Source organism: Edaphobacter sp. 12200R-103 (genome assembly GCF_010093025.1).
Lineage (GTDB): Bacteria > Acidobacteriota > Terriglobia > Terriglobales > Acidobacteriaceae > Edaphobacter.
In genome coordinates this window covers 2,555,299-2,580,770 of record NZ_CP048114.1, presented here as the reverse complement: position 1 = coordinate 2,580,770, position 25,472 = coordinate 2,555,299, and the positions used below count along the sequence as shown (strand labels likewise).

Annotated in this window: 22 protein-coding genes; 2 read left to right on the top strand and 20 right to left on the bottom strand. The window is 59.6% G+C overall.

Features of this window, described 5'->3' with window-relative positions:
* Positions 1-164: 164 nt before the first annotated feature.
* The gene (locus GWR55_RS10705; RefSeq protein WP_162402256.1) at positions 165-2,804 is read right to left on the bottom strand and encodes a DNA translocase FtsK; all 2,640 of its coding nucleotides are present in this window, start codon (positions 2,802-2,804) and stop codon (positions 165-167) included.
* Positions 2,805-3,177: 373 nt separating this feature from the next.
* Here GWR55_RS10705 and GWR55_RS10700 point away from each other — a divergent pair, with 373 nt between their 5' ends.
* On the top strand, positions 3,178-3,642 hold the full coding sequence (locus GWR55_RS10700) for a PA2169 family four-helix-bundle protein (RefSeq protein ID WP_162402255.1): 465 nt from the start codon (positions 3,178-3,180) through the stop codon (positions 3,640-3,642).
* A 55-nt stretch (positions 3,643-3,697) separates the two neighbouring features.
* Here the strand turns inward: GWR55_RS10700 and GWR55_RS10695 are convergent, their stop codons facing one another.
* The 6 genes from GWR55_RS10695 to GWR55_RS10670 form a co-directional block, all read right to left on the bottom strand.
* The gene (locus GWR55_RS10695; RefSeq protein ID WP_162402254.1) at positions 3,698-4,579 is read right to left on the bottom strand and encodes an undecaprenyl-diphosphate phosphatase; all 882 of its coding nucleotides are present in this window, start codon (positions 4,577-4,579) and stop codon (positions 3,698-3,700) included.
* Between the two features lie 43 nt (positions 4,580-4,622).
* Positions 4,623-5,096 (bottom strand): GNAT family N-acetyltransferase, encoded by a 474-nt coding sequence (locus tag GWR55_RS10690; protein WP_238398342.1) that lies wholly within the window; start codon positions 5,094-5,096, stop codon positions 4,623-4,625.
* Positions 5,077-6,087, bottom strand: a complete 1,011-nt coding sequence (locus GWR55_RS10685; protein WP_238398341.1) for an SH3 domain-containing protein — start codon at positions 6,085-6,087, stop codon at positions 5,077-5,079. The genes GWR55_RS10690 and GWR55_RS10685 overlap by 20 nt, the downstream gene beginning before the upstream one ends.
* Before the next feature lie 57 nt (positions 6,088-6,144).
* Positions 6,145-7,170 carry a threonine/serine dehydratase gene (locus GWR55_RS10680; RefSeq protein WP_162402253.1) on the bottom strand — a complete coding sequence of 342 codons (1,026 nt, stop codon included), beginning with the start codon at positions 7,168-7,170 and terminating at the stop codon, positions 6,145-6,147.
* A 50-nt stretch (positions 7,171-7,220) separates the two neighbouring features.
* Positions 7,221-9,470 carry a patatin-like phospholipase family protein gene (locus GWR55_RS10675; RefSeq protein WP_162402252.1) on the bottom strand — a complete coding sequence of 750 codons (2,250 nt, stop codon included), beginning with the start codon at positions 9,468-9,470 and terminating at the stop codon, positions 7,221-7,223.
* A gap of 219 nt (positions 9,471-9,689) precedes the next feature.
* Positions 9,690-11,354, bottom strand: a complete 1,665-nt coding sequence (locus GWR55_RS10670) for a ribonuclease J (RefSeq protein WP_162402251.1) — start codon at positions 11,352-11,354, stop codon at positions 9,690-9,692.
* Positions 11,355-11,524: 170 nt separating this feature from the next.
* On the opposite strand from GWR55_RS10670, the gene GWR55_RS10665 reads away from it, so the two are divergent.
* Entirely contained in the window at positions 11,525-12,919 is a 1,395-nt protein-coding gene (locus tag GWR55_RS10665; RefSeq protein WP_162402250.1) for an NAD(P)/FAD-dependent oxidoreductase, read from the top strand.
* A gap of 30 nt (positions 12,920-12,949) precedes the next feature.
* On the opposite strand, the gene GWR55_RS10660 is transcribed toward GWR55_RS10665, so the two are convergent.
* The 13 genes from GWR55_RS10660 to GWR55_RS10600 all read right to left on the bottom strand — a co-directional run bounded on the left by GWR55_RS10660 (position 12,950) and on the right by GWR55_RS10600 (position 25,030).
* On the bottom strand, positions 12,950-13,804 hold the full coding sequence (locus tag GWR55_RS10660; protein WP_162402249.1) for a 2,3,4,5-tetrahydropyridine-2,6-dicarboxylate N-succinyltransferase: 855 nt from the start codon (positions 13,802-13,804) through the stop codon (positions 12,950-12,952).
* A gap of 47 nt (positions 13,805-13,851) precedes the next feature.
* Positions 13,852-14,769, bottom strand: a complete 918-nt coding sequence (dapA, locus tag GWR55_RS10655) for a 4-hydroxy-tetrahydrodipicolinate synthase (protein ID WP_162402248.1) — start codon at positions 14,767-14,769, stop codon at positions 13,852-13,854.
* Between the two features lie 212 nt (positions 14,770-14,981).
* A complete protein-coding gene (locus GWR55_RS10650) occupies positions 14,982-16,250 on the bottom strand; it encodes an aminopeptidase (protein ID WP_162402247.1) in 1,269 nt (422 codons plus the stop codon).
* A gap of 52 nt (positions 16,251-16,302) precedes the next feature.
* Positions 16,303-16,989, bottom strand: coding sequence for a 4-hydroxy-tetrahydrodipicolinate reductase (gene dapB / locus GWR55_RS10645; protein ID WP_162402246.1), 687 nt, complete (start codon positions 16,987-16,989; stop codon positions 16,303-16,305).
* A 16-nt stretch (positions 16,990-17,005) separates the two neighbouring features.
* A complete protein-coding gene (gene lysC / locus GWR55_RS10640) occupies positions 17,006-18,406 on the bottom strand; it encodes a lysine-sensitive aspartokinase 3 (RefSeq protein ID WP_162403911.1) in 1,401 nt (466 codons plus the stop codon).
* 26 nt (positions 18,407-18,432) lie between these two features.
* Positions 18,433-19,539, bottom strand: coding sequence for an aspartate-semialdehyde dehydrogenase (asd, locus tag GWR55_RS10635; RefSeq protein WP_162402245.1), 1,107 nt, complete (start codon positions 19,537-19,539; stop codon positions 18,433-18,435).
* A gap of 81 nt (positions 19,540-19,620) precedes the next feature.
* Positions 19,621-19,956, bottom strand: coding sequence for a hypothetical protein (locus GWR55_RS10630; RefSeq protein ID WP_238398340.1), 336 nt, complete (start codon positions 19,954-19,956; stop codon positions 19,621-19,623).
* A gap of 83 nt (positions 19,957-20,039) precedes the next feature.
* A complete protein-coding gene (locus tag GWR55_RS10625) occupies positions 20,040-20,201 on the bottom strand; it encodes a hypothetical protein (RefSeq protein ID WP_162402244.1) in 162 nt (53 codons plus the stop codon).
* 39 nt (positions 20,202-20,240) lie between these two features.
* Positions 20,241-21,284, bottom strand: a complete 1,044-nt coding sequence (locus GWR55_RS10620; RefSeq protein WP_162402243.1) for an isocitrate/isopropylmalate dehydrogenase family protein — start codon at positions 21,282-21,284, stop codon at positions 20,241-20,243.
* Between the two features lie 79 nt (positions 21,285-21,363).
* Positions 21,364-21,843 carry a transcriptional regulator NrdR gene (nrdR, locus tag GWR55_RS10615; protein ID WP_162402242.1) on the bottom strand — a complete coding sequence of 160 codons (480 nt, stop codon included), beginning with the start codon at positions 21,841-21,843 and terminating at the stop codon, positions 21,364-21,366.
* 189 nt (positions 21,844-22,032) lie between these two features.
* Positions 22,033-23,403 (bottom strand): hemolysin family protein, encoded by a 1,371-nt coding sequence (locus GWR55_RS10610; protein ID WP_162402241.1) that lies wholly within the window; start codon positions 23,401-23,403, stop codon positions 22,033-22,035.
* Positions 23,400-23,987 (bottom strand): rRNA maturation RNase YbeY, encoded by a 588-nt coding sequence (ybeY, locus tag GWR55_RS10605; protein ID WP_370521128.1) that lies wholly within the window; start codon positions 23,985-23,987, stop codon positions 23,400-23,402. Before ybeY ends, GWR55_RS10610 begins: the two co-directional genes overlap by 4 nt.
* Positions 23,987-25,030, bottom strand: a complete 1,044-nt coding sequence (locus GWR55_RS10600) for a PhoH family protein (RefSeq protein WP_162402240.1) — start codon at positions 25,028-25,030, stop codon at positions 23,987-23,989. The genes ybeY and GWR55_RS10600 overlap by 1 nt, the downstream gene beginning before the upstream one ends.
* Positions 25,031-25,472 lie beyond the last annotated feature (442 nt).

Here is a 25,472-nt window from a genome sequence, read left to right as displayed (position 1 = left end):
TGGTTGGACTGCTTTTGTGGACTTACGACAGCGGACATCTCCCTGTCAATTTCCTTCAGCATCACCCAGAGGTGTCATCCTGAGTGATGCGCGTCAGCGCGGAGTCGAAGGATCTGCGGTCTGCTGGCTCAGCCACCATTCCTCCACCGGAACAGGGGTCTCGCTCAGCGCATGGCGGCGTCAATCTCTTTCAGCCAGTCGGGCGACTTCAGCAGCTCGCGCGGCTTCGATCCGTCTGCCGGTCCCACCAATCCATCGTTGTACATCATGTCGATCAGGTGAGCAGCGCGCCCGTAACCGATGCGAAGCCTGCGCTGCAGGAGCGACGTTGAAGCTTTTCCGAACTCGAAGACGAGGCGGACAGCATCGTCGTACATCGGATCGTCGGACTCTCCATCCGAACCGCCATCCAGATCGCGGCCCGCTTCGTCCTTGGGACCTTCGAGGAAGCCTTCCGCGTATTCGGCCTCGCCCTGAGCCTTCCAGAACTCCGTGACGGAGGAGATCTCCTTTTCTGTCACAAACGGAGCATGCACGCGTTGAACGCGGCTGGTGCCGGGCGGCAGGTAGAGCATATCGCCGCGGCCCAGCAGGCTTTCGGCGCCATTGGAGTCGATGATGGTGCGGGAATCGACCTTGGTCGCCAGCCGGAAGCTCATGCGGGTGGGAACGTTCGCCTTGATCAGGCCGGTAATGACGTCGACCGAGGGCCGCTGTGTCGCCAGCACCAGGTGGATGCCGACCGCGCGCGCCATCTGTGCCAGTCGTGTAATTGCTTCTTCCACGTTGGCCCGGTCGAGCATCATCAGATCGGCCAACTCATCGATGATGATCATGATGTAGGGCAGAGGCTCCTGGTTCACGTCTTCAAAGAGATGTCCGCTGCCGCTATCGAACAGCTTATTGAACTGGTCGATATTCCTGACGTGATTCGCAGCCAGCAGCTTCAGGCGGCGCTCCATCTCTTTAACAGCATTCCGGAGCGCGTTTGCAGCCAGCTTGGCTTCAGTAATGATGGGGGTAAAGAGATGCGGGATGCCCTCATACATCCCCAGCTCAACCCTCTTGGGGTCGACCAGGATCATACGTACCTGCTCGGGCGTCGATTTGAACAGAACGCTCATGATCATGGCATTGATGGCGACCGATTTACCGGAGCCTGTCGATCCTGCAATCAGCACGTGCGGCATCGCCGCCAGATCGGCGGTGACGATGCGGCCATTGATGTCCTTGCCCAGCGCAATCGGGAGACGGGACTTTGACTGCGCGAAGCTTTCGCACTCGACCACATCACGCAGCCAGATCGTCTCACGGTTCGAGTTCGGCACCTGGATTCCGACGGTCGACTTTCCCGCCATGCGTTCGATCAGAATGCTCTCTGCCGCCATCGCGAGGCAGAGATCGTCGGCGAGTCCGGTCACGCGCGAGTACTTGACGCCCGCGTCGGGCTTGAACTCAAAGGTCGTGACCACCGGGCCCGGATTGATATGTGTCACCTGGCCATCGACGTCAAACTCTGCGCACTTCTCCACCAGCACCCGCGCCTCGTCTCGCAGCACGTCTTCGCGAATGGTGGATTGCTCTTCGCTGCGATGCAGAAGTGAAGATGGCGGAAGCTTGTAGCCCCGAACGCTTTTCGGAGAGATTGCGACTGCCTTGATATCAGCATCGGCCCGCTTGCCGAAGGAGATGTCTGAGTTTGCAGGATCGGCAGGCGCTGTAACGGGCTGCAACTCCTCTGTCCGCTTCCTGCTCGCTCGCGGCGGCGGCGCTTCCGTCCTCTCGATCATGCGAGGCAGAGAGGGCTGCCCCTCAAAATTGGAGGCATCGTCGATAGCACGCACGGGTTCCGCTGCCTTTGCCAGATCTTCAGCATAGGGCGCGACCGCAGCGGTTGCGGTGCCGAGAGCTGTCACCGGAGGAGCATCGACCATGGTCCGCGGCATTCCGTGCCAGACAGAAGACTCTGGCGCGGCGAAGGTTTCATCTTCGTTTGCTGTGGCTTCTGCCTTTCTCTTCCTGCGGCTCAACCAGCCGAAGAGGCTCCCCAGCAGCGTCGTATTGGATTTGTTCCTGCGCTCTTCTGCCTCTCGTGCCTTGCGTTCAGCCAGTTCGTGTTCGCGGCGTGCGCGAAGCTCCGCGCGTTCCCGCTTGCTGCCATACTGCTCTACGGGCAGGTCTGGCCCCTGCCGGCTCTCACGCCACTGAACCCATCGCTCCCACATCCTCTGCGCAAATCCGAAGCGCATGGTGGTCCACTCGCGTGCGGTGTTAAACGTGAAGGTGGTGGCCAGGTAAAGCGATAACGCAACCATCAGGGCCAGGACGATGGAGGCTCCCGGAAGATTGAGATAAGCTACCAGCATGTCGGCCAGCAGACGTCCGCTGGTGCCTGCAATCGGCAGCGTCCCCTTCCACAGCAGGTGGCCGGGCAGCAGCGCAATGGCGGCCGGACCAAAGATCACCCACATCGCCAGTCCTACGGCTTTGGCCAAAGGAGATCCCGCCGGGCGGGACATCATCCAGCAGATACCGAGACGGCCCAGAACCAACGGAAGCAGGAAGGCCGCTACACCGATCGCCTGCAGCATCGCGTCGGAGACATACGCACCCGCAATTCCAGTCCAGTTGTGCGCCGGTCGCCCGGAGATATACGCACCCACGGTATTCAGCGACGAGTCGGTGGGGGTGTAACTTACCAGCGCAAGAAAAAGCAGGACAGCCGCCACCAGAACGGTAAGGCCGATAATCTCATTCAGACGGCGATTGCGAGTAGGGGTCGAGACGAGTCTTAGAGTCTTCATCGGGGGTCCGCACAGCCTCTCACGCCGGCAGCCGAGCCTCTCCGTGCCGGCCGGTCGTAGCAGTTGGCTATCGAGGCTTGAACCACCAGAGCAGCTTTGATTATCCCAGACTGCCCTGCGGGAAATGCGAAACAAAATCGAAAAACTGCGGGAGAGGTATCCGGATGCAAACCCGCGATGAAAAGCCGCATCTATGCTTTTAGCTTACCGCCGAAGGCTCTTCGGCGGCCCTTTGTAATCCAGTGGGCAGGGGCGCGGAATTTTCGCGATTTCTTCTGCTCGCCGCCGGTGAAGGAGAATCGCAGACAGCCGGCGGACCCTGCCCTACTGGTGTTTTAACCCCCATTATTTCCTTTGAGAGGGAAGAGATTTCATGCCCACCGACGCTGACAAGCGAAACGAGATGCACCTTGCCGTTACGTCTGTAATCAATGTTCTTATCGATAGCCAGAAGGGATTCGCAGAGATAGGCGATCACCTGAAGGATGAGGCGTTGAAACGGTACTTCCTTGCCGAGTCGCTGAAAAGAGCGAGCTTTCGCGGCGATCTCGAAGAGGTTCTTCATCAGAACGGATTTCACGACATCAAGGAGTCCGGCACCACAGCCGGTACGCTGCATCGCGTCTGGAGCGATCTGAAAGCAAAGCTGGGCGGCAACGATCACGGCCTGCTGGCCGCTGCCGAGGAGGGCGAGGATGCGGCCAAAGATGCCTATGCCGATGCCCTGAAGCAGGATCTGCCACTGCCTGTACGCCAGATTCTGACGGAGCAGCAGGCCCACATCCTCAGCTCGCACCAATACGTCAAAAACCATCGGGATCAGCCGCAAGCCGGGTAATGCGCGGCAAAGACATAACAAGAGGAGGGCGACTAAGTCACCCTCCCTTGTTTTCCTAATAGCCCAGATGGTGCAGGTAAAACACGGCGCCTGAAGCAACCACACAATAGATGCCGAAGAGATACCATCGCCCCTCTTCGAGCCACGCGCTCAGCCAGCGCAGTGCCACCAGGCCTGCAAAAAACGCCAGGACCATGCCGATAAGGCTGGTCGCCACACTTGCGTGCAGATCGATGTGCACTCCCGTCTCTGCTGCGGCATGCGACGCCTTGATGAGCCGCATCGCCTCACGCAAAACCACGGGCGGCGTCAGAACGACGGCCAACGCGAAACTGAACCTCTCAGCGCGATCTTTGCTTGTATTCGCCAGCATGCCAGTTGAGATGGTTGCGCCTGATCGCGAGAAGCCGCGAAAGGGAAGGCAGAGTCCTTGAATGGCTCCCATCCATCCCGCCTGTCGCATGGTCACGCTGTTTCCGTAGACCTGCTGGGGCGGGGGGCCCTTCTTTTCGCGAATCCCCGCAATGATAATCAGCACACCGGCAGCCAGCAGCGCCGGGGCAATCAGATCGAGCCTGCCGAAGAGTTCTTCGATCTCTGCCTTGGGTGCTCCATGAAACATCGTCTTTTCGATCACCGTCTTGATGGCGATGCCGATGATCCCGGTCAGAAGAGTCGCCCAGATCACGCGGATCAGAAATCTCTTGAAGGCATCGGCGCTTGCAAAATAGCTCCGCTTCCATTGCTTCCAGAAGTACACGATGACCGCGAACATCGTACCCGTATGAAGCATGACCAGCAGAAGCGTCATCTCCGGGGAGGAGGGGTCGAGCCCCATCAGCTTTTCCGCGACAACAACGTGAGCAGAGCTCGAGACCGGCAGAAGCTCGGCGAGTCCCTGCACAATGGCGAGCACAATAACCTTCAGAATCGGCATAATGTCATGCTACATGCTCAGCCTGAATCTTCCCTGAAGATGATTATTCGGTCTCGGAGGAGAGTATCTTCTCAAATACGGCTGAGGTTTTGACCTGTACGAAGCCTTCTCTCAGGTAGAACCGATGGGCCTGTTCGCGGGTCATCCGGGAGGTAACCCGTATGATTGAAATCCCTCTCTGCTGACCCCAGTCTTCTACCTGCGCACACAAGCGGCTGCCGATCCCGAGCGATCGATAGCCGTCACGGATGACGAGCCCGGTGATCACGGCATGCGGCTCCGACTGCAGGTGTCTTGCTATCTCCGCCTCAATCCACCCAGCGACCTCGCCCCGAACGACTGCCACCAGCGCGAGGTGATCTTTCTCGAGCGGGAGCATCGTTGCGATCCGCTCTTTCACCTTCTGGGTCGATGTCTCATACCCAAGCTGGCCGCTGAGTTCCGCGACAGCTTCGGCGTCTTCCATTGCAATCTCTCGCGTTATCACGTCCTGGCCGTCAATCGCGATCATTGCCATAGATAGGGATCCCCTGCGCAACCTTGTATGCGATGCTGACAGCGCGAGCGGTGTCGTCCGCCTGCGGGAACTTCGTCTTCATCTCCGCAGCCAGGGCCTGGGTTTTGGATGCAGCCGCATCCGCCTTCTTCTTATCTTCCTGAACCGTATACATCGTTACAATCGTGGCCTCGCGGTAGACAGCGTTGTAGAGTGCCTGTGCCGTCCGAGGTCCATCCGGAAACTGTCGCGCGTATTTCTCGTAGAGATCGGCCTCCTTCTCCGGGCATTTGGGAAGTCCCTGCCAGTCGCCGCACAGCTTGTTGTCCAGCATCTCGTACGCTGCCATGGCGGCGTACTTCGAGCCCCGATCATTCTTGATAATCTTCTTCATCTCGCCTTCGTAGATCGTTGGGCGAAGGATGGGGTCCTGCTCGTGGGCTGAAGGAAGGGAACTGATGTCACGTTTCTCCAACTGCCATCGGATGTCGGCCGACCGCCACGCTGCTTCGGGTGCCAGTCTCGACTGCGGAAAGTAGTCAGAGACCCGTCGATACAGCAGATGCGCTTGCATCGCGGCATTCTTCGGTGCGTTGGGCCTGCTGGCCGCGTCTTCGAGATTCGCCGCCGCACCATAGAGAATTACATCCCCCTCCGGCGTCGTCGGGCCCACAACCCCTTTATCCCGAATCCAGCCCGATGCCGGCGTAGGAGCATTCTCGTCCCCGAACTCAGGCTTGTCCTCCGGATCTTCCTGCACGTCCGTGTTGGCGAAGACCTTTACCCAGGGCGAGCTGCGCTCCACAACGACCACCTCGTGTCCCGGCAGAACTGTCGACACTCGCTGTGAATTTGGATCGGCTGCAACATAGACGTTCGCCTCATGTAGAACCGTGGCGCGTGCTGCAAGGTCGTACCCCGAGCTGTTGTCCCGCTTCTGCGCCCATACGCTCGCGCATGCTGCTACCAGCATCGCAACGACGCCCGCACGCCCCAAATCGATCATCCTCATAGCCGACATATTAGATTAGACGGCGCTCCCGGGTGCGCAGGCAGCGACCCATCTCAATCACCCACCTGCTGCAATCTCTGCACCGAGCTTCTCCCTAAGTTCGGGTTCCAGGTTCCCTCCGCTCAGAATGACCGCGACCTTGCGCACTTCAGGAAACTCATCCGCATGAAACAGCGCGGCAGCCAGCGTGACCGCTCCGCTCGGTTCAGCGACCAGCCGGGTTGCGGTCAGAATGGTGCGCATCGCCGTGAAGATCTCCTGCTCGCTGACCGAAACGATTCCATCGACAAACCGCAGTACATGCTCGAAGTTCCGAACCCCCATGCTCTGCGTCCGCAGGCCGTCGGCAATGGTGCGCACGGTCTTTTCCGCGGGCCACTCCACCAGCTTCCCGGAGTAGAAGCTCTCGCGCGCATCTGCTGACAACTCCGGTTCGGCGCCCCATACATTTATATCGGCAGAGGCAAGGCCCTCCTGAGCGGCCAGCTTGACCGCAGTTGCTACTCCGCTCAGCAGGCCGCCGCCGCTGACCGGGGAGATCACCAAATCGACGTCCGGAAGCTGCTCCACGATCTCCAGCCCGCACGTCGCCTGACCGGCGATGATCTCCGGAGCGTCATAGGGCGGAATCATGGCATAGCCAAATTCCTCGACCAGCTCTTCGGCCTTGATGCGGCGCTCCGACGAGGCCGGCCCCACCTCCACGATCTTCGCTCCCAGTGCCTTCGTTGCGGCCTTCTTCACCGCCGGAGCATTGGACGGCATTACGATAACGGCTTTCGCGCCCAGCGCCCTCGCCGCATAGGCTACGCCTTGCGCGTGGTTGCCGCTTGAGTAGGTAATGACTCCGCGGGACCGTGCCTCCGGCGAAAGTCGCGAGACCATATTGAAGGCGCCACGCAGCTTGAAGCTCCCAATTGGCTGTTCGCTCTCGGCCTTGATGTAGAGATCGAACTTCGGCTCAGGCAGCTTCGCCATGCGCAGGCGCGCTCTCTCAACCCGGTAAAGCGGCGTCCGTACGGCAACTCCGCTGATCCTTTCCTTCGCTGCCCGTATCTCATCCAGGGTCACAAACTCGCTCATAGTGAGCCATCATAAATGGCCCGCTTGAAGCGGATTGTCTCGCAAAAAGACTAGAAGATCCGGCCCACCCCGAAGAACCAGCGGCGATGATCGCTGTCCCCGATGCTCAGGCCTCCAAATACCGGCCCAATCAGTGTTTTGATGACAAGGGCGCCCGCCACATCATTGGGAGTCGAAGGCGTCTGTGCATTGCCGCCGTACATCTTACCGATCTCGTAGACGCCCCCGGCGTATACCGCATCCGCAAAGATTGGGTTCAGCCGCGCCAGCAGATGCAGATACCCCACCTGCCCCAGGAAGTAATCGGTTCCCAGCAGCTCATTCCGGGCATAGGCGCTCAGGCGCAGGGGGCCGCCGAGGGTGAGCCCCGCCAGCCCCAGGTTATCGGCGCCGAAGCTTGTTCCTCCCTGCGCCTGACCGAACAGAATACCCTTCGATCGGATGGGAATAAACTGCTCCAGCCGCCCTGAAAGCTGGGAGTATCCCCCGGCGTCGTTCGGCCGCTTGGTGAAGTAGTTATAGGAGGTCGAGATTGCGCTGCCCGACGTCGGAACCATGACATCGTTCTGACCGAGGTATTGAAACCGCACTCGGCTGACGAATGGAATGAGGCTGAACTCCTGCTCTCCATCGGTGCCGATCGTGCGGTGCTCATTGAACCACTGAACATCTTCGCCGATCCGCAGCTCCGTCCGGGCGTTGAACTGGTATCCAAGATCCAGGCCCAGTCCGTTGCGGTATTCCCGGTACTGCTCCAACTGCTGATTCCCCACATAGTACGGATTGATCTGCCGCGATAGATAAGCATGAGGTGCAACGAACGCCTTGGAGCCGACCTTCAGGGGCTTGAAAAGCTCCGCGCTCAGAGTTGCGGGCTGACCCAGCGCGCCATCCAGCCGAAGCTCCGAACCGGCTCCATACATGTTGAAAAACGTAGCCCGCACGCCGATACCCAGTTGGACATTGTTGGCGTCATTGGCAAGGATGGGGATGCCGAGATTCATGAATGGCGGACCCCATGTCTTGTTCCGCGGGCGGATCAGCAGGCCTATCCTGCCGTCCTTCTCCGTCATGTTGTAGTTGATCGTGGAGTAGAGTCCCGTTCCCTGCACGACTGCAATGGTCTTCTCAATTGCCGCAGTATCGATAGGCTTCCCAATAAACTCCTGGAACCGCGCGTGAATGTCCGCCTGCGAGGTGCCGCTGATCCCATAGACCTCAATAAACTGGGGAACAGGAACCTCCGTCCTGCGGCGTGCCTTGCGCGCAGCCATATAGGCTGCCCAGTCCGCGTCATTCAAGGCATACTTCTCCAGCTCGTTCGACTCAAGTCCCGCGGCCTCATATCCCAATGGAATGATCTGATCGTGCTTCTCGAAATCGAGCGCTCCCACCTTGGAGACGTCGGAGGAGACCACAATATCGGAGTTCTTCAGGCTGTTGATCTCGTTATTGGCCACCATGATGGAGATGTTGCGTCCCATCACGCCGGTCATCGAGCTCAGCACATCCTTTTGGACCGGCCCGGCATTCAGATAGGAGGAGATCACCACCTGCGCACCCATTTCGCGGGCAACATCGACCGGCAGGTTATCGACCGCGGCTCCATCGGCATAGATCTCGTTGCCATGATGCACCGGAGCGAATAATCCAGGGATCGACATCGTCGCCCGCAGCGCCTGCGACAGGGAGCCGTCCTCAAACACGTGAGGTTGACCGGTGTTGAGCTCCGTAGCGACGCATCGAAAGGGAATCGGAAGATCGTCGAAGCTCCTCAGGTTCCAGTAGGGCAACACGGTGCGATCGAAAAGCAGTCCCACCGCCGCTCCCGAGTTCAATGCGCTGGGCAGTGTCACGCCATGGTTCAGCCCAAACTCCAGGTGGTTCGGATAGGCGAGCTTATCTTCCTTGCGGCGATAGCTCAGAGCAGGGAAGGGAACCTGCCCGCTAAGAACGGAGGGCCAGTCAATATGCTCTACAAAACTGCGTATCTCATCTGGCGACAGCCCGGAAGCATACAATCCGCCGACCAGTCCGCCCATGCTGGTTCCTGCAACGGAATCGACGGGGATATGGTGCTCTTCCATCCACTCAAGCACGCCGATATGCGCAAATCCCAGCGCTCCACCGCCTTCGAGTACCAGTCCGATCTTCGGGCGCGCCTTTCCACCCAGAGGAGCAGTCTGTTGCACTCTGTTCGTAAAAGCCGGATTTTGTTGCGCTGCAACCGTTGTTCCGATCGCCAGAAGCGTTGCTGCAAGCGCCAGGCGCAGGCAGCGGGGAGATGTAAGACTCAACATATCGTCACAATGGTTCGACCTGATTCTTGCTTGCACGCCGCCGCTCTGGCCGGAACGGCTTGAGCGGCAAATCTTTGCAGTAACCGAAGGTCATGGTTCATCTTACGATGGAGATTCGCCAGAATTCCGTTCGCGCGTACCCGCTGCGATACCTCTTAAAGCAGCGAGGACGCCTTTACGGCGCCCTGCTGGTACATGTGTAAAACCCTAAACACGGGGTCAGATCTCCAGGATGACCGGCATAATCAGCGGACGCCGGCTCATGCTCTTCTGGATAAAGCGCTTCAGGTCGGTCCGGATCTTCTCCTTGACCACCCCGTAGTCGGCCTTCTCTTCGCTCGAAGAGCCATCGAGAGTTCTCTGGACGACCTGCCTGGCCTCCGCGATCAGCCCCTCTTCCGGCACAGCCATTCCACGCATCACGATCTCGGGAAGGTTTTCAAGTTTTCCAGTGCCCTTATTGATGGCAATGATCGGCAATACGATTCCGTCTTCGCTCAGATGTCTTCTATCGCGGATCACGAGGTCCTCGACGACATCAGACGCGGCGCCGCCGGAGTCGATGCAGACGCGTCCGACCGTCACTTCTCCGGTCTTCACCGCCGAAGTGCTGTCCAGCTCCAGGACCTCGCCGTCTTCCATCAGGATCGCCTGCTCGACCATGCCCATCGACGAAGCCAGCTCGACGTGTCGCTTCAGATGGCGATAGTCCCCGTGGATGGGGATAAAGAACTTTGGCCGGACGAGATTGATCATCAGCCGTAGCTCTTCCTGGCTGGCGTGACCGCTCACGTGGATCAGGCCAGCGGTGCCGTCGTCGTAGATCACCTTGGCGTCGCGCCGCTCCAGATGGTCGATCACCCGGTAGATCGATTTCTCGTTCCCCGGAATGACTCGCGAGCTCATCAGTACGGTATCGCCAGCGTCAATGCGGGCGAATTTGTGATTGTTCACTGCCGCCCGGCTGAGCGCGCTCATCGGCTCGCCCTGCGTGCCGCTGATCATGATGCACAGCTTCTCCGGCGGGAAGTCCTTAATCTGACCCGGATGGATCAGCAGCCCCGGCGCGGGGTCCAGGTAGCCCAGGTCCTGCGCAATTTCGGTGGCATTGTCCAGCGAACGCCCAATGATGGCAACTTTTCTACCGTGTTCGGCTGCAAGGTCCATCGCCAGGCGAAGCCGATGAATCGATGAGGAAAAGCAACTGAAGAACAGCTTCTTCTTCGTCTGTCCGAAGATCTCGTCCAGCCGTGGGCGCACTGCCCTTTCGCTGGGCGTATAGCCTCTGCGATCCACGTTGGTGGAGTCCTGCAGGAGCGCCAGCACGCCCTGCTTGCCAAGTTCGGCAAATGCCTGCAAGTCGAAGGGGCGTCCGTCCGTCGGGGACAGGTCCACTTTGAAGTCGCCAGTATGCAGAACAATGCCCACCGGCGTATAGATCGCCAGCGCCACGCAATCCACCAGCGAGTGCGTCACCCGGATGGGGAGAATGGAGAATGGTCCCAGGGTGACCTTGTGGCCGGGAAGAATCTCGTTCAGCTCCGCGTCGTCCAGCAGCTCATGCTCTTCCAGCTTGCCTTCGACAAAGGCCAGGGTGAACTCCGTGCCGTAGACCGGGACGTTCAGTTCCGAGAGAATCCACGGGAGGCCGCCAATGTGGTCCTCATGCCCATGGGTTAGAACAATGCCGCGAACCTTGTCGCGGTTTTCCGTCAGGTAACTGATGTCCGGGACGACGATGTCTACCCCCAGCAGCTCGTCTTCGGGAAACATCAGGCCGGCATCGATGACGATAATGTCATCCTGCCAGCGGAGTGCCATGCAGTTCATACCGAACTCGCCCAGCCCTCCCAGCGGAATCAGCTTCAATTTATCTTGTGCCATGAGCCTTAAATCTTAGCATTGGTGGCCTTGATGACCCGGTTGCAAACAGTTGTATAGGGCCTCGTTTTCAGAGCATTCAAGTTGCCGTGCGACACTGTTAAGCGATTAGCGCTTGCCATTAAGGCCTGCCTTGAACTGCCTGAGCTGCCGCCCATTTTAAGGAGGTCACGATGTCCGCCCCTGAAATCTATGATGCGCTTGTGCTCGGTACCGGCGAAGCCGGCAAATTTATGGCTTGGCACCTCGGTTCGCAGGGCCTTCGGGTAGCGGCGATCGAGAAGAAGAAGATCGGCGGCGCCTGCCCCAACTTCGCCTGCCTGCCCAGCAAAAACGTCATTCACAGCGCGAAGGTCGCCTCCTTCTTCCAGCGAGGCGCCGAGTTCGGCATGGTCCATAACGGCTGGCGCGTCGATATGGCGGGCGTTCGCACCCGCAGGCAAAAGATGATTGACGGCCTGCAGGAGCTGCATCTCAACAACTTCAAGAAGAGCGGGGCCGAGATCGCCATGGGCTTCGGCCACTTCGTCGCGGAGAAGACGATCCAGGTCGATCTGCTCGACGGGGGAACCCGTACTCTTCGCGCCGATCAGATCTTCATCGATACCGGCTCGCGTGCGACCATCAGCCCTGCTCCCGGTCTGTTAGAGGCCAATCCTCTCACCCACGTCGAGGCCCTGGAGCTCGACGTCCTCCCGGAACACATGATCGTCCTCGGAGGAGGCTTCGTCGGCCTCGAGTTCGCCCAGGCGATGCGCCGCTTCGGCTCCCGCGTCACCATCGTTGAGCGCAACTCCCACCTGGCGCACCAGCAGGACCCTGACATCTCGGTCGCGATCACAGAACTCTTCCGCGACGAAGACATCCAGATCATTACCCACGCCACCGTAGATCGCGTCGAAGGAGTCTCCGGAGCAGGCGTCACCCTTCATATCACGGCTGACGGTGTGGCATCGCAGATCAAAGGAACGCACCTTCTGGTCGCTACGGGGCGCACCCCAAACACGCAGGGCATCGGTCTGGAAGCGGCCGGAGTCGAGCTGACACCCGCAGGTCACATCAAGGTCAACGACCGGCTGGAGACCACCGCTCCTGGTGTCTGGGCGATGGGCGACTGTGCAGGCTCGCCCTACTTTACCCACATCTCCTTCGATGACTTCCGCATCGTGCGCGACAACCTCGCCGGAGGAAATCGCTCGACAACGGGCCGCCAGGTCCCATCCTGCACCTTCATCGATCCTGAGCTGGCCCAGATTGGCATCTCCGAGACAGAGGCAACAAAGCAGGGCATACCCTATCGACTCGCACGTATCCCCATGGCAGCAGTCCTCCGTTCGCGCACGCTTTCAGAGACCCGCGGCTTCCTCAAGGCTCTCGTCTCTGACGACGACCGCGTCCTCGGCTTCAGCGCCTTCGGACCCGGCGTGTCGGATCTGCTCGTGCCCGTTCAGGTCGTCATGTCTGCCAAGCTACCCTACACGGCGCTGCGAGACATCGTCGTCGCCCACCCCACAATGGGCGAAGGCTTCATCAGCCTCTTCTCCGCTGTTCCGGCCAAGAAGCTGTGAAGCCTTCGGGCTACTTCCAACTGTGATCAGTTATCGCAGAACGTCTTCGAGCACCAGAGACAGCTCCGTCTTCTCGTCCCTGTACTTCACGATCACGGGAGCAGCGACGCTGAGGCCCCACTCCGCTCCCTTGCCCTTGGTCACAGCGCGCGAACCCGGGACCACGACCGCACCCTCAGGAATAATGAGCGGAGTCTCTGCCGTAGCTTTATAGATCTCGCCCTTCACCAGGTCATATACCGGAGTTCCGCGCGTCAGCACCGTACCCGCTGCAATCACCGCGCGCTTCCGGACGATCGTGCCTTCGTAGACGCCGGTGTTGCCCCCCACCAGGGCATCGTCCTCGATGATCACGGGGCTCGCATTGACCGGCTCCAAAACCCCACCAATCTGTGCCGCGGCGCTCAGGTGCACTCGCTTGCCAATCTGCGCGCAGCTTCCTACTAGGGCGTGCGAATCCACCATGGTGCCCTCGTCGACAAAGGCGCCCACATTCACATAGGCGGGCGGCATCACGACGACACCCTTGGCAAGATAAGCTCCGCTGCGTACGCTCGAACCGCCTGGCACCACGCGCACACCATCAGCCACGCTGAACCGCCGCGCCGGATATGTCGCCTTATCGACAAACGACAGGCCTTCCTGCGAGCCCATCTCGGTCATCTGGCCCAGGCGAAAGCCCAGCAGGATTCCTCGCTTCACCCACGCGTTCACACGCCAGCCGAGCGGCTGCGCAGCATCGGGCTCTGCCGACCGCAACGTCCCGGCCTCAAGCGCCGCACGAAGCTCGCTGAACGCTGCCTCTGCTTCCTTGTTCCCAACTGCATCCGTGCCCTGGGCAAACCAGTGCTCAATCCGCTCCTGCAAAGAACCGTTCAAACTCACCTGTCACCTTTTCTGATTGAAAAAAACTGCTCTTCTTCGCTCCAAGCCTACGAAGCGCGATGCGCCCCGTCAGCGACAGCCTCGGGCATCAGGCCCAGCTCGCTGACCAGCGCCTCCAGACGCTTCCGCGTAGCATCGCTCACCGGAACCATCGGCAGCCGCAGCACGTCTTCGCCGTGACCGGTCATCTTCATGACAGCCTTTACCGGAGCCGGACTCGCCTCCCAGAAGTGCGCCTGCATCAGCCGGAAGTAGCGGCGGTTGACGCTGCGTGCAGTTGTCCAGTCTCCGTCCTTCGCCGCCCGTATCATCACCGACATCTCCGCCGGGATCACGTTCGACGCCACAGAAACTAGCCCGGCGCCTCCAAGAGCCAGCACCGGCAGCCCGAGCGAATCGTCGCCCGCGAAGACCTTGAAATCCTGGGGAGCAGAGGTCAACAGCTCCGTAATCTGGGCGATATTTCCGCTCGATTCCTTGATTGCAATAACGTTCTTCAGCTCCGCCAAACGGAGCACCGTCGCAGGCTCCAGATTCACGCCCGTCCTTCCCGGAATGTTGTACAGCATCACTGGAAGATCAACAGCTTCCGCGATTGCGCGAAAGTGCTGATACTGGCCTTCCTGCCCCGGCTTGTTGTAGTACGGGTTTGCCGTCAAGACTCCTGACAACCCCTTGACTGCGGCAAGCTTCTTCGCCTTCGCTACCGCTTCGCGGGTCGAGTTGTTGGTGCAGCCGCCGAAGACCGGAACCCGACCTGCTGCTGTCTCCACTACGATCTCGACCACGCGCAGCCACTCCTGCTCGGTCAGGGTCGCAGCCTCACCCGTCGTGCCGCAGGGGACCAGGAAACCGATCCCGCTCTCAATCTGCCACTCCACCAGCGCCCGCAGAGCGCTCTCGTCCACGCTCTCGTCCCCGCGAAAAGGGGTCACCAGTGCCGTCCCACAGCCCATCAATTCCATAATGATTGAAGTTTACCGCGTCGCTGTCCGCCGCCGTAAACATTCCCGCAACAAGGCCCGTCATTCTGAAGCGAAGCCGAAGGATCCCTGTATTTTGCCAGTTGCGTCCCTGACGCAAGAGGATACCCAGCAACGGCTCTGGCCAACACCACCCTAAAAAAGAAAATGCCCGGCATACCATGCCGGGCATTCCTATTATCCAAGCACCAAACCTACACCCAAGCACCTTTCCGCATCAGAGGCTCAGCATTTCCGTCCGCAGAGATGCCATCGACATCCATCGCCGCCGAACCGATCATCCAGTCCACATGAATCAGGCTCTCATTGGCTCCAAGTGCCGCCAACTGCGCCGAGTCCATCTTCTCGCCCCCGATGATGCAGGTCGAATAGGCCTGCCCCAGAGCGATGTGGCTTGCCGCATTCTCGTCGAACAAAGTATTCCAGAACAGAATCCCGCTCTGCGCAATCGGCGAATTGTGCGGCACGAGCGCGACTTCTCCCAGCCGCCTTGCGCCTTCATCGGTCGAGATCAGCCGGTTCAACACATCCTCGCCGGCTGTGGCAGTCGCTTCGACGATCTTGCCACCCTCGAACCGGACTGCAATGTTTTCAATCAGAGTTCCCTGGTGCGACAGAGGCTTTGAGGCCCGAACAGTACCATCGATCCGGTCCTTATGGGGAGTCGTGAAACACTCCTCCGTCGGAATATTCGGTTGGCAGTAGATTCCATTCCCAGCCGTGGTGCCGCCCCCGGCCCACAGATGCTGATCGGCCAGTCCAACCTTCAGGTCAGTCCCCGGCCCCTTGAAGCGCAGGGCAGAGAAGCGCTTCGCATTCAGCATCTCCACGCGTTTCTTCAGGCGTTCGCCGTGTTGCTTCCACTCCGCGACAGGATCATCTACGTTGACTCGCGACGCCGCAAAGATCGCATCCCACAGCTTCGCGAGCGCAACTTCCTCCGGCTCTCCCGGGAAGACCAGCTTTGCCCACTCAGGAGTTGCGGCGGCGACGATCGTCCAGTTGATCTCGTGCCGCGTAATCAGCTCCATCGCCGGCTTTCCAGCCTTTGACGCCGCAACATTGGTGCGGGCAACTTTAGCCGGGTCTTGTTTCGCCAGCAGCGCTGGATTCGCTCCAGCAATGGCCAACCGCGCCGCCCCACTACGGAATCCGTTTGCAATGGCATCCTGCAGCCACGCCGGTGCATAATCAAAACTCGCATCCGGAGCATACTGGTACCGCGCCAGTACGCTCGCATCATCACTGTAGAAGGTGGTTACCAGCTTTGCCCCGGCCTTGTAGGCCTGCTCGGTAATCTTCCGGGCAAGGGGAAGCGCATCCATCGGAGCTGTCATGATCAGCTCCTGGCCTTCCTTCAGACCCAGGCCTACCTTGACCGCGACCTCCGCCAGTCGATCCAGCTTCTCATCCAGGGTCAAATCCCTAAATGTCTTTACGTGTAGCGCTTCAGCAACACTCATGGTCATCCTTTCCTTCTGGTTGGACGCAAGGCCCGCGTGAAGCGATTCATCGCTAGACCTTCGTGCAGATGTCCTGGAAGTCGTAGCAGCCGGTATGCGTGGAGATCCACTCCGCCGCCCGCACCGCACCCTCGGCGAAGCCGCGCCGGGAATACGCCTCGTGGGTTAGCACCAGCCTGTCGGCCGTGCTCTTCGCCTCCAGCACATGCAGCCCTGCAGCATCGCCCACGCGATGAGCCCTGATCGGAACATCCGGCAGTCCCGCAGCGGCCTTCACCGTATTGGCCAAGGTGATCGCGGTTCCTGAGGGCGAATCGAGCTTGGTCACGTGATGCGTCTCTTCAATCGAGAACTCGTACCCTGCATTCTTCAGCAGCTCACCCATCTTCTTCGCCATCTGCAGCATCGCCTGCACGCCCACGGAGAAGTTCGTGCCGTAAAGCAGCCCCGCTTGCCTGCGCTCCGCCAGTCCGCGCATATCGGGCAGCTTGTCGTACCATCCCGTCGTGCCGACCACCATCTTGGCTCCGGTCGCCAGAACCGCGCGCATATTCTGTACTGCGGCCTCCGGCGTCGTGAAGTCGATCACCACGTCAAAGCCCGCGACAAACGGAGGCGTCAATGCCGAAGCATTCGCGTTCTCCTTCGCATCCAGCACATGAACGCTGTGCCCGCGCTCGGCGGCCACCTCGGCCACCAGCTTTCCTGTCTTGCCGTGCCCTAGAACAAGTACGCGCATCCCGTCGATTTCCTTCCTAGGCCTTCGCCGTAGCCACACGTGCCTCTATGTCAAAGATCGAATCGTCCGGCTCGGAAAAGAAGTGCTTGTGCAGGCTGCGCACCGCTTCTTCCACGTCGTCCTCGTCGATCATGAAGCTCATATTGATCTCGCTGGCGCCCTGTGAGATCATCCGCACATTCACGTGGCTGACTGCTGAAAACACCTGCCCGGCGATGCCGTTATGGCCGCGAATATCCTCACCGACCATGCAGATCAGGGCCTTGTTGCCCTCCATCTTCACATCGGCGATCTTCGAAAGCTCCTCGGCGACCTCCGGCAGACGCTCGTTCGAGTCCACCGTCAGCGAGATGCTCACCTCGCTGGTCGAAACCATATCGACGACACACCTGTACTTATCCAGCACATCGAAGACAGCCTTCAGATAGCCATGCGACATCAGCATGCGGCTCGCGACGATGTCGATGATCGTCAGCCTCTTCTTCGCCGCGATGCTCTTAAACGGGCTCTTGCACTTCGGAGCGACGGCGGTGATCTTCGTGCCTTCGTTCTCCGCATTCCGCGAGTTCAGCACCCACACCGGGATTGACTTCTGTACTGCCGGAAGAATCGTCGCAGGGTGCAGCACCTTCGCGCCAAAGTAAGCAAGCTCGGCAGCTTCTTCAAAGCTGATCGTCTTCACCCGCAGAGCCTCAGGCACGATGCGCGGATCGGTCGTCATAATGCCGTTGACATCCGTCCAGATCTCAATCGCTCCGGCGTGCAGACCGCCGCCGACCAGGGCAGCCGTGTAATCGCTGCCGCCGCGTCCCAGAGTGGTTGTAATCCCCTCCACGGTCGATCCGATAAAGCCGCCCATCACGGGAGTCTTGCCTGCCGCAAGCAGTGGAAGCACCAGCTCCGTCAGCTTGGCCTCGATCGCTGCCTCCAGCGGAGCAGCCTTGCCGAAGTTCGCATCCGTAATGATGCAGGTGCGCGCATCGACATGCGTTCCGTTCAGTCCACGCTGGTCGAACGCCGCTGCCACCATGCGGCTAGAAAGTCGCTCACCGAAGCTGACTACCAGATCGCCAGTCCTCGCCGTCAGCTCGCCCACTGCGGAAATACCGCGCAGAAGATCGTCCAGGGCATCGAACTCCTGATGGATCGCCATCTCCAGAGCGATAAACGGATCTTTCTCCAGAAGGTCATTGGCCGTATCGATATGGCGACTCCGCAGCCGCGCGCTGATCGCCAGTGCTCCGGCCTTGTCGCCCCGTCCTGCCGCCGCCGCAGCAGCCAGCAGCTGGTCCGTCACCTTCGCCATCGCCGAAACCACCACGATGGTCTCGAGACCCTTCTTCCTGCGGCCGCCGACGATTGCCGCCGTCCGTTCCATCGCCCTGGCGTCTTCAACCGACGTCCCGCCAAACTTCATCACGACAAGCTGTTCCCGCGCGACGCTCAAGCCAGCACCGCCTGACCCTGCACAGCTCCTGTCGGAACACCCAGCTTATCCAGCTTGCCCATCTTTGCCAGGACCTCTGCATTTAGCAGAGCAGCTCCCGCCGCGCCGCGAATCGTGTTGTGCGAAAGCACGACAAACTTCCAGTCCAGCAGCGAACACTCGCGCAGCCGGCCCACCGTTGACGCCATGCCATTGCCGCGCATCCGGTCCAGCCGGGGCTGCGGACGATCCACCGCAGCGTCGAACTCCACCGGAGCCTCAGGTGCGCTCGGCAGGCCCTGTCCGCGCAGCGGAGCGAACTCGCTCCATGCCGCCAGAATCTCCTCCCGTGTCGCCTTCCTGCGGAACTTGATGCTTACGCACTCGGTGTGACCGTCCTCCACCGCAACACGGTTGCAGTGCGCGCTTACCTTCGCGTCCAGCATGGCGATGCCATCGCCGCTCAAGTGGCCCAGCAGCTTGCCGACCTCTTCCTGCATCTTTTCTTCTTCGTTCTTGATAAATGGGACGACATTGCCCAGAATGTCCAGCGACGGAACGCCGGGATACCCCGCGCCGCTCACTGCCTGCATCGTCGAAACGAACAGACTCTCAATCCCGAACCGCTCCTCCAGCGGCTTCAACGCCAGCACCAGCCCAATCGCCGAACAGTTCGGGTTCGTCACGATAAAGCCGCCGCTCTCACGGCGCCAGCTCTGCGCCTCCAGCAGTGGCAGATGGCTCGCATTGACCTCCGGTACTACCAGCGGAACATCCTGCACCATCCGGAAGGCGCTCGAGTTCGAGATAACCGCGCAGCCCGCCGCGGCAAACTTCGGCTCCAGCTCGCGCGCAATGTCCGCGTCCAGAGCGGCAAAGATAATCTTCGGCAGCTCGCCTTCACACAGCTCGGGGACGTTCGGCTGCATCTTCATCGCAGCAATCTTCGCCGGTAAGGGAGTATCCAGCTTCCACTTACACGCGTCTCCATACGTCTTGCCCGCGCTGCGGTCGCTCGCCGCAAGCCACGCAATCTCAAACCAGGGGTGATTCTGCAAAAGCTGAACAAATCGCTGACCGACCATGCCGGTCGCGCCAAGAATGCCTACCCGTCGCCGTTCCATAGTCTTTTAAGAATAACGCGGCGCCTTCGCCTGCGTCACGATCTCCGCGCGAAACTTGACGTTTTGAGGCTCCCCGGCCTCTCAGTAGTCCCCTCTTCTGGTCCGGTAGGTATGGCCTCCCCCCAGCCAGACCAGGATTGCAACCACCAGATGGATCACAAACCAGAGGCTGAACCCCTGATCCAGGTAGATCAGGTAAAGAACCAGCGCCCGCGGCAACAGGATCGCGAAGAGCAGCGGGATCCACCCCACGAGGTGGAAGGGAATCAATACTCCCTGAAACCACGCAACCACCAGCGAGACGCGAGGAAGAAACAACGCGAAGACCAGGAACCAGAACGGCAGATGATGCGAGATCAGCGCCAGGCTCATCCCATGCCCTACGACCTCCTGCCATAGAACAGATGCGATCCCCATCCACTCCTCCCTGCATCCTCTACATAAAGCTCAACGTTGGCCCTCTTTACGATGCATCTCTGACCCCAATCGTTTCTCGAACGCTACGTGCCGGAGGTGTCATCCTGAGCGTAGCGCGCCAGCGCGAAGTCGAAGGATCTGCGGTTCGGGATCGTCGCTGAGGCCACCAGACCGCAGATCCTTCGTGGGGAGTGCAAGGATTGCAGATCCGAATCGAGCGCAATGATGCATTCTGGGGTGGCCACAATGAATTTGACGCATAGGTGGATACGCCCTGCGAACAGTTACCTCGGAGCCGCAGGAGAGGCCATCGCCTCAAGGACTGCATCGGCAAAGGCCTGGGTTCCACTCTGGCCGCCTACATCGCGAGTTAACGTCTTGCCCTCTTGATAGACCTGTTCAATCGCTCCCTGCACCTTCTGCGCAGTAGCCGCCTCATCGAGGTGATGCAACATCAGCACGGCCGACTGCAGCAGTGCGGTTGGGTTTGCCCGGTCTTTCCCCGCAATATCCGGCGCAGAGCCGTGCACCGCCTCGAAAATCGCGCACTCGCGTCCCAGGTTGGCTCCTGGAACCAACCCCAGCCCTCCGATAAATGCGCTGCAAAGGTCGCTCAGAATGTCGCCGTAGAGGTTCTCCGTCAGCAGGATGTCGTACTGATACGGATTCAACACGAGCTGCATGCAGGTGTTGTCGACGATGTGTTCCTTGTACTCGATCTCCGGGAATTGCTCAGCGACCCGGCGGCAGCAGCGCAGAAACAGACCGTCGGAGAGCTTCATAATATTCGCCTTGTGGATAGCATGGACCTTCTTGCGCCCATGCTTCCTGCCATAGTCGAAGGCGAACTGCGCAATCCGGCTCGAGCCTTTGTCGGTAATGATCTTCAGCGACTGCACCACGCCGGGAACGATCTCGTGCTCGAGGCCGGCGTACAGATCCTCCATGTTCTCGCGAACGATGATCAGATCGATATTCTCGTACTTGGCCTTCAACCCCGGCAGGCTCTTCACCGGGCGAAAGTTCGCAAACAGCTCAAATTTCTTGCGCAGCGTCACGTTGATCGAAGCAAAGCCTCCCCCGATCGGAGTCGTCACCGGCCCCTTCAGCGCCACCTTGTTCTGCTCGATCGAATCGTACAGCGCCTGGGGAATATACTCGCGCGTCTGCTCGAATGCCTCAGCGCCGGCGGCAAATCGATGCCACTCGAAACCTACGCCATTCGCCGCTCCGGCTGCCTCGACGATTCTGACCACCGCGGCCGAAACCTCCGGCCCGATGCCATCGCCCGGAATCAACGTGATCTTATGTGTTCTCTCGATTGCCATCTCTCTCCCTCGGCAAAGTTCATGGTCATTCCGAGCGAAGTCGAGAGTCTGCTTCTCTACCAGCTTCGCCCCATCCGTATTACCGCTTCTTCTTCTGGTCCTTGCCGTTGCCGCTCAACAACTGTTCCAGCTCCTGCTTGAACTCGCTGACGTCTTTGAAGTCCCTGTAAACACTGGCGAAGCGGATGTACGCCACCGTATCGATGTCTTTCAGACGCGACATAATCAGCTCGCCGACCTCTGCAGTCGATCGCTCGCGCTCCGGCGAATCCACGACAAACGCCTCGGTCTCATCCACAATCTGTTCCAGCTTCACGGCCGCCACCGGCCGCTTCTCGCAGGCGTGTAATAGACCACTCAGAACCTTTTGCCGGTCGAACTTCTCGCGGCGGCCGTCCTTCTTCACCACCATGTACGGAATCTCGTCGATGCGCTCGTAAGTGGTAAACCGCTTATTGCACCCCTCACACTCGCGCCTGCGGCGGATGGAGTCCGCCTCCTTGCTCTCTCTCGAATCGACGACTCGATCCTGGGTAAAACCGCAGTAAGGACACTTCATTGGATTAACTCGATTCTAGCAGCGCAAATGGAGCATCCCCGCCTCTGCTGAACCAGGCTTTCCAGCGTGTATCCACAGATATGCTTTCTGTTGTGATCTGGTCTGTCGGGCTTACGGATGTGCAAGTCGATAGGAATGAGGCAGTCATGTCGGATTTTTAAAACATAGTCAGGCATAGACAGATACGCGCTAATGCGCCAGGCTCACGCGCACTCTTCCAATCCTGCGGTCGGTGGAAGAGAGCACCTCAATCCGCAACCCGTCCCGCTGCACTACCTCACCGGCGGCAGGAATGTGGCCTGCCATCTCGGAAACCAGGCCGCCCAGAGTGGTCGACTCGTACTGATCGAAGACCATGGGAAGCTCTCTCTCTTCTTCCTGCGCCCCGGTCGTCTCCTCCGGAGTCTCCCCATCCTCCGCCGGCCGGCCAATAGTCTGCTCCAGTTGTTCGGAGAAGAGATCTCTCAGACGCGAGACTTCAAAGCTCCCCGGAATGATGAAAGACCCATCAGGCTCGTGCACAGGCGCCTCGTCGGGCTCCGGCTCATCGTGCTCATCGGCGATATCGCCGACGATGGCTTCCAGCAAATCTTCGATCGTAACCAGACCGGCGACCCCACCGTACTCATCAATCACCATGCGCATGTGCTGTTTCTCGCGCTGCATCTCGCGTAGCAGCTCGGCGACCATCTTGGTCTCAGGCACGAAGGCGACGGGTCGCTGGATCTGGGCTACGGTGCGGATTCCTGCCTCGATGTCCAGCACCTTCAGCAGGTCGTGGGCAAACGCGATTCCGGTGACATGATCGAGCGAGTCGGAGTAGACGGGAACGCGTGAGAAGGCATGCTCGTTGATCTCGGCGGTGAACTCCCGGAGGGTCAGGGTGCCTGGAACCGCGAAGATCTCCGGCCGGGGCGTCATGACCTCGCGCACCACCTTGTCGCCAAACTCGACCGCAGAGCGCACAAGATCGCGGTCCGATTCTTCGAGAATGCCCTCCTCTTCACCGGCCTCGAGGAGTGCTTCCATGGCTTCTGACGGCCGTTCCTCTTCCTCCGTGTCCTCCGGCTCCGCAAGGGCCGCGATGGAGAGCAGAAGTTGAAGCACGATGGTCACCGGCAGGATGAGATAAAAGACCACCTGCAGAAAAAAGATGATCCGGCGAATCCACTGGCCTCGCGTGCGGGTGAAGAAGACCTGCGGGATGAGACGGTCGCAGACAAGGACCAGAAGGATCAACTCAGCCACGGCGCGGGCGACGGCACCCCCGCTTGGAATCTCAGGCTGGCCGCTCGTAAACCGGCAGAGATCCAGACCCCAGAAGAGCGAGATTCCTGCCAGGGACAACTGCCGCAGGACCGAGGCAGACAGCGCAATCGACTCCCGCCCTAGACGGAGCCGCGGCTCGATCATCTCCTGCCAGGTATCCACATTGTCTTGGTATTCGCGGGCAAGAAACTTGCCCATCTCCGAGTACACCCGGTCGATGTACGAAGCGAGTACCAGCACGATCAGCAGCAGTGCAATTGTCGTGCTATGGAACAGGCTGAGCCAGTTCATCGGGACCGGCTCCGGGGTGATGAGGCTGATTTTGATCGCGGACGCGGGACAGACGCTCGCTCGATGAGGCTTATGGGAAGCTTCAGCTCGGCGCGCAGCTCGGACTCCCTGGCCGCCATCTCGCCCGAATCGACCTCGTGATCCATCCCAGCGAGATGGAGAAGACCATGCAGCAGAAGAATCTTGACCTCATCGTTCAGGGAGTGCCCAAAGCTCTCGGCCTGCCGCGCCGCGGTGTCGATGGAGATAGCGAGATCGCCGGAATGCTGGCCTGCCAGCTCCTCGGGTGCCGGAAAGCTGAGAACGTCCGTCGCCTTGTTCTTTTTGCGGAAGGTACGGTTGAGGCGCCGAATCTCCTCATCTGAGGTAAGAAGCACATCCACTTCCCCTGCGAGTCCGACAGCCTCCTGTGCGCGATGAAGAAATCGCGTGAGAGCGGGTTTCGACCTGGCGATCGTAGTGGAACGTGTACTGGGGGGCTCGATGTTGATCATCGTACGGGGGATGTGCACAACGTAAAACGTCATCAGGAAGGAGCGCTCACCGCGGCGCTCTCCCTGATGACGATAGTATCTCACTGCCATTACTGCGGTTTCGCAGGATGGGGCTGATTCTTCTCTCCCGGCATCGATGACTCCTGCAGCACGGCATCTCCCATGGAGAGAGGAAGCTCCTGCTGCGCGCGGTTGTAACTGTCGTAGGCCCGCACGATTCTCTGCACCAGATGATGCCGCACGACGTCGACGTCCTCAAAGTGACAGAAACGGATTCCTTCGACCCCATCGAGCACGTGCAGCGCCTCCAGAAGCCCAGAGCGTTTCGGATTCGGCAGATCGGTCTGACTCAGGTCGCCCGTAATCACCGCCTTGGAGTTGTTGCCCAGGCGGGTGACAAACATCTTCATCTGCTCCGTCGTCGTGTTCTGGGCCTCGTCCATGATCACGAAGGCATCGTTGAGAGTTCGGCCACGCATAAAGGCGAGCGGAGCGACTTCAATGACGTTGGTCTCAAGCATCTTGTCGACCTTGGGGGGATCCAGCAGATCGTACAGAGCGTCATAAAGCGGACGCAGATACGGATCCACCTTCTCCTGGAGCGACCCGGGAAGAAAGCCGAGGCGCTCTCCAGCCTCGACCGCAGGACGAACCAGGATGATCCGGCTGACTTTCTTGGCCAGCAGGGCGGACACTGCCATTGCGACCGCAAGATAGGTCTTTCCCGTACCGGCGGGTCCAAGGCCAAAGACCATATCGTGCTGCTCGATCGCTTCGACATAGCGGCGCTGGTTGATCGAACGCGGCTGGACCATTCGTTTGACCCCTGCCGAACGCTGCTTGCCAGCTTCCATCAAAGATTTAAGGGTCGCGGAAGGGTCGGCCACGATCATCTTGAGCATTCCCCGCAGCTCCCCGTTGTGCAGATTCACTCCTGATTTCCGCAGAGACTCGAAGTCCGCAAAGACGCGCTCCACCCGGGCAACGCTGTCCGCATCGCCGGTTACGTGAATCGCATCGGACCTGAGGTCGATTGTCACGTGCAGCCCGTCTTCCAACAGGCGAAGGTTTTCGTCATGGGTTCCGTAGAGTGTTTCGATACCTGGGGTAATCTCGATGGCGTGTTTAATCAAGACTGGGGCTGACCTCCGTCAGGAACAACAAGGTTGTCTATTGGATTGGATACACAGGGGGTGGCTGAGGTTGCGGGATGGCCTGAATACACAGAAGGACTGCTTGATTCAGGCATTGTGACCGGGTTGGCGATAGTTGCCAATCGTGTGCCGAAGATGGGCACAGACTAGCCCCGTCTCCTTAAGCAGTCAAGGGAGGTTTGCAGATGGCTGAATCTAAAAGGGTACTTTCGGCGATCGGGAAAATAGCCTCTCAGTCAGCCCTTGTGGGTTTCCACACAGGATCCGGGGACGCGGCCGTCATGAGCGGTTATGGATTGACCAAAGATCTGAAATTCTCTACACTTAGAGATTGCAGGGGATGGTTCAGGCTGTGTTTCTGGCCAGCCTGAGGCCTGCTACCCCAAAATTTTCCCGACACGTTCAGGGCAAGAGAGAGTTC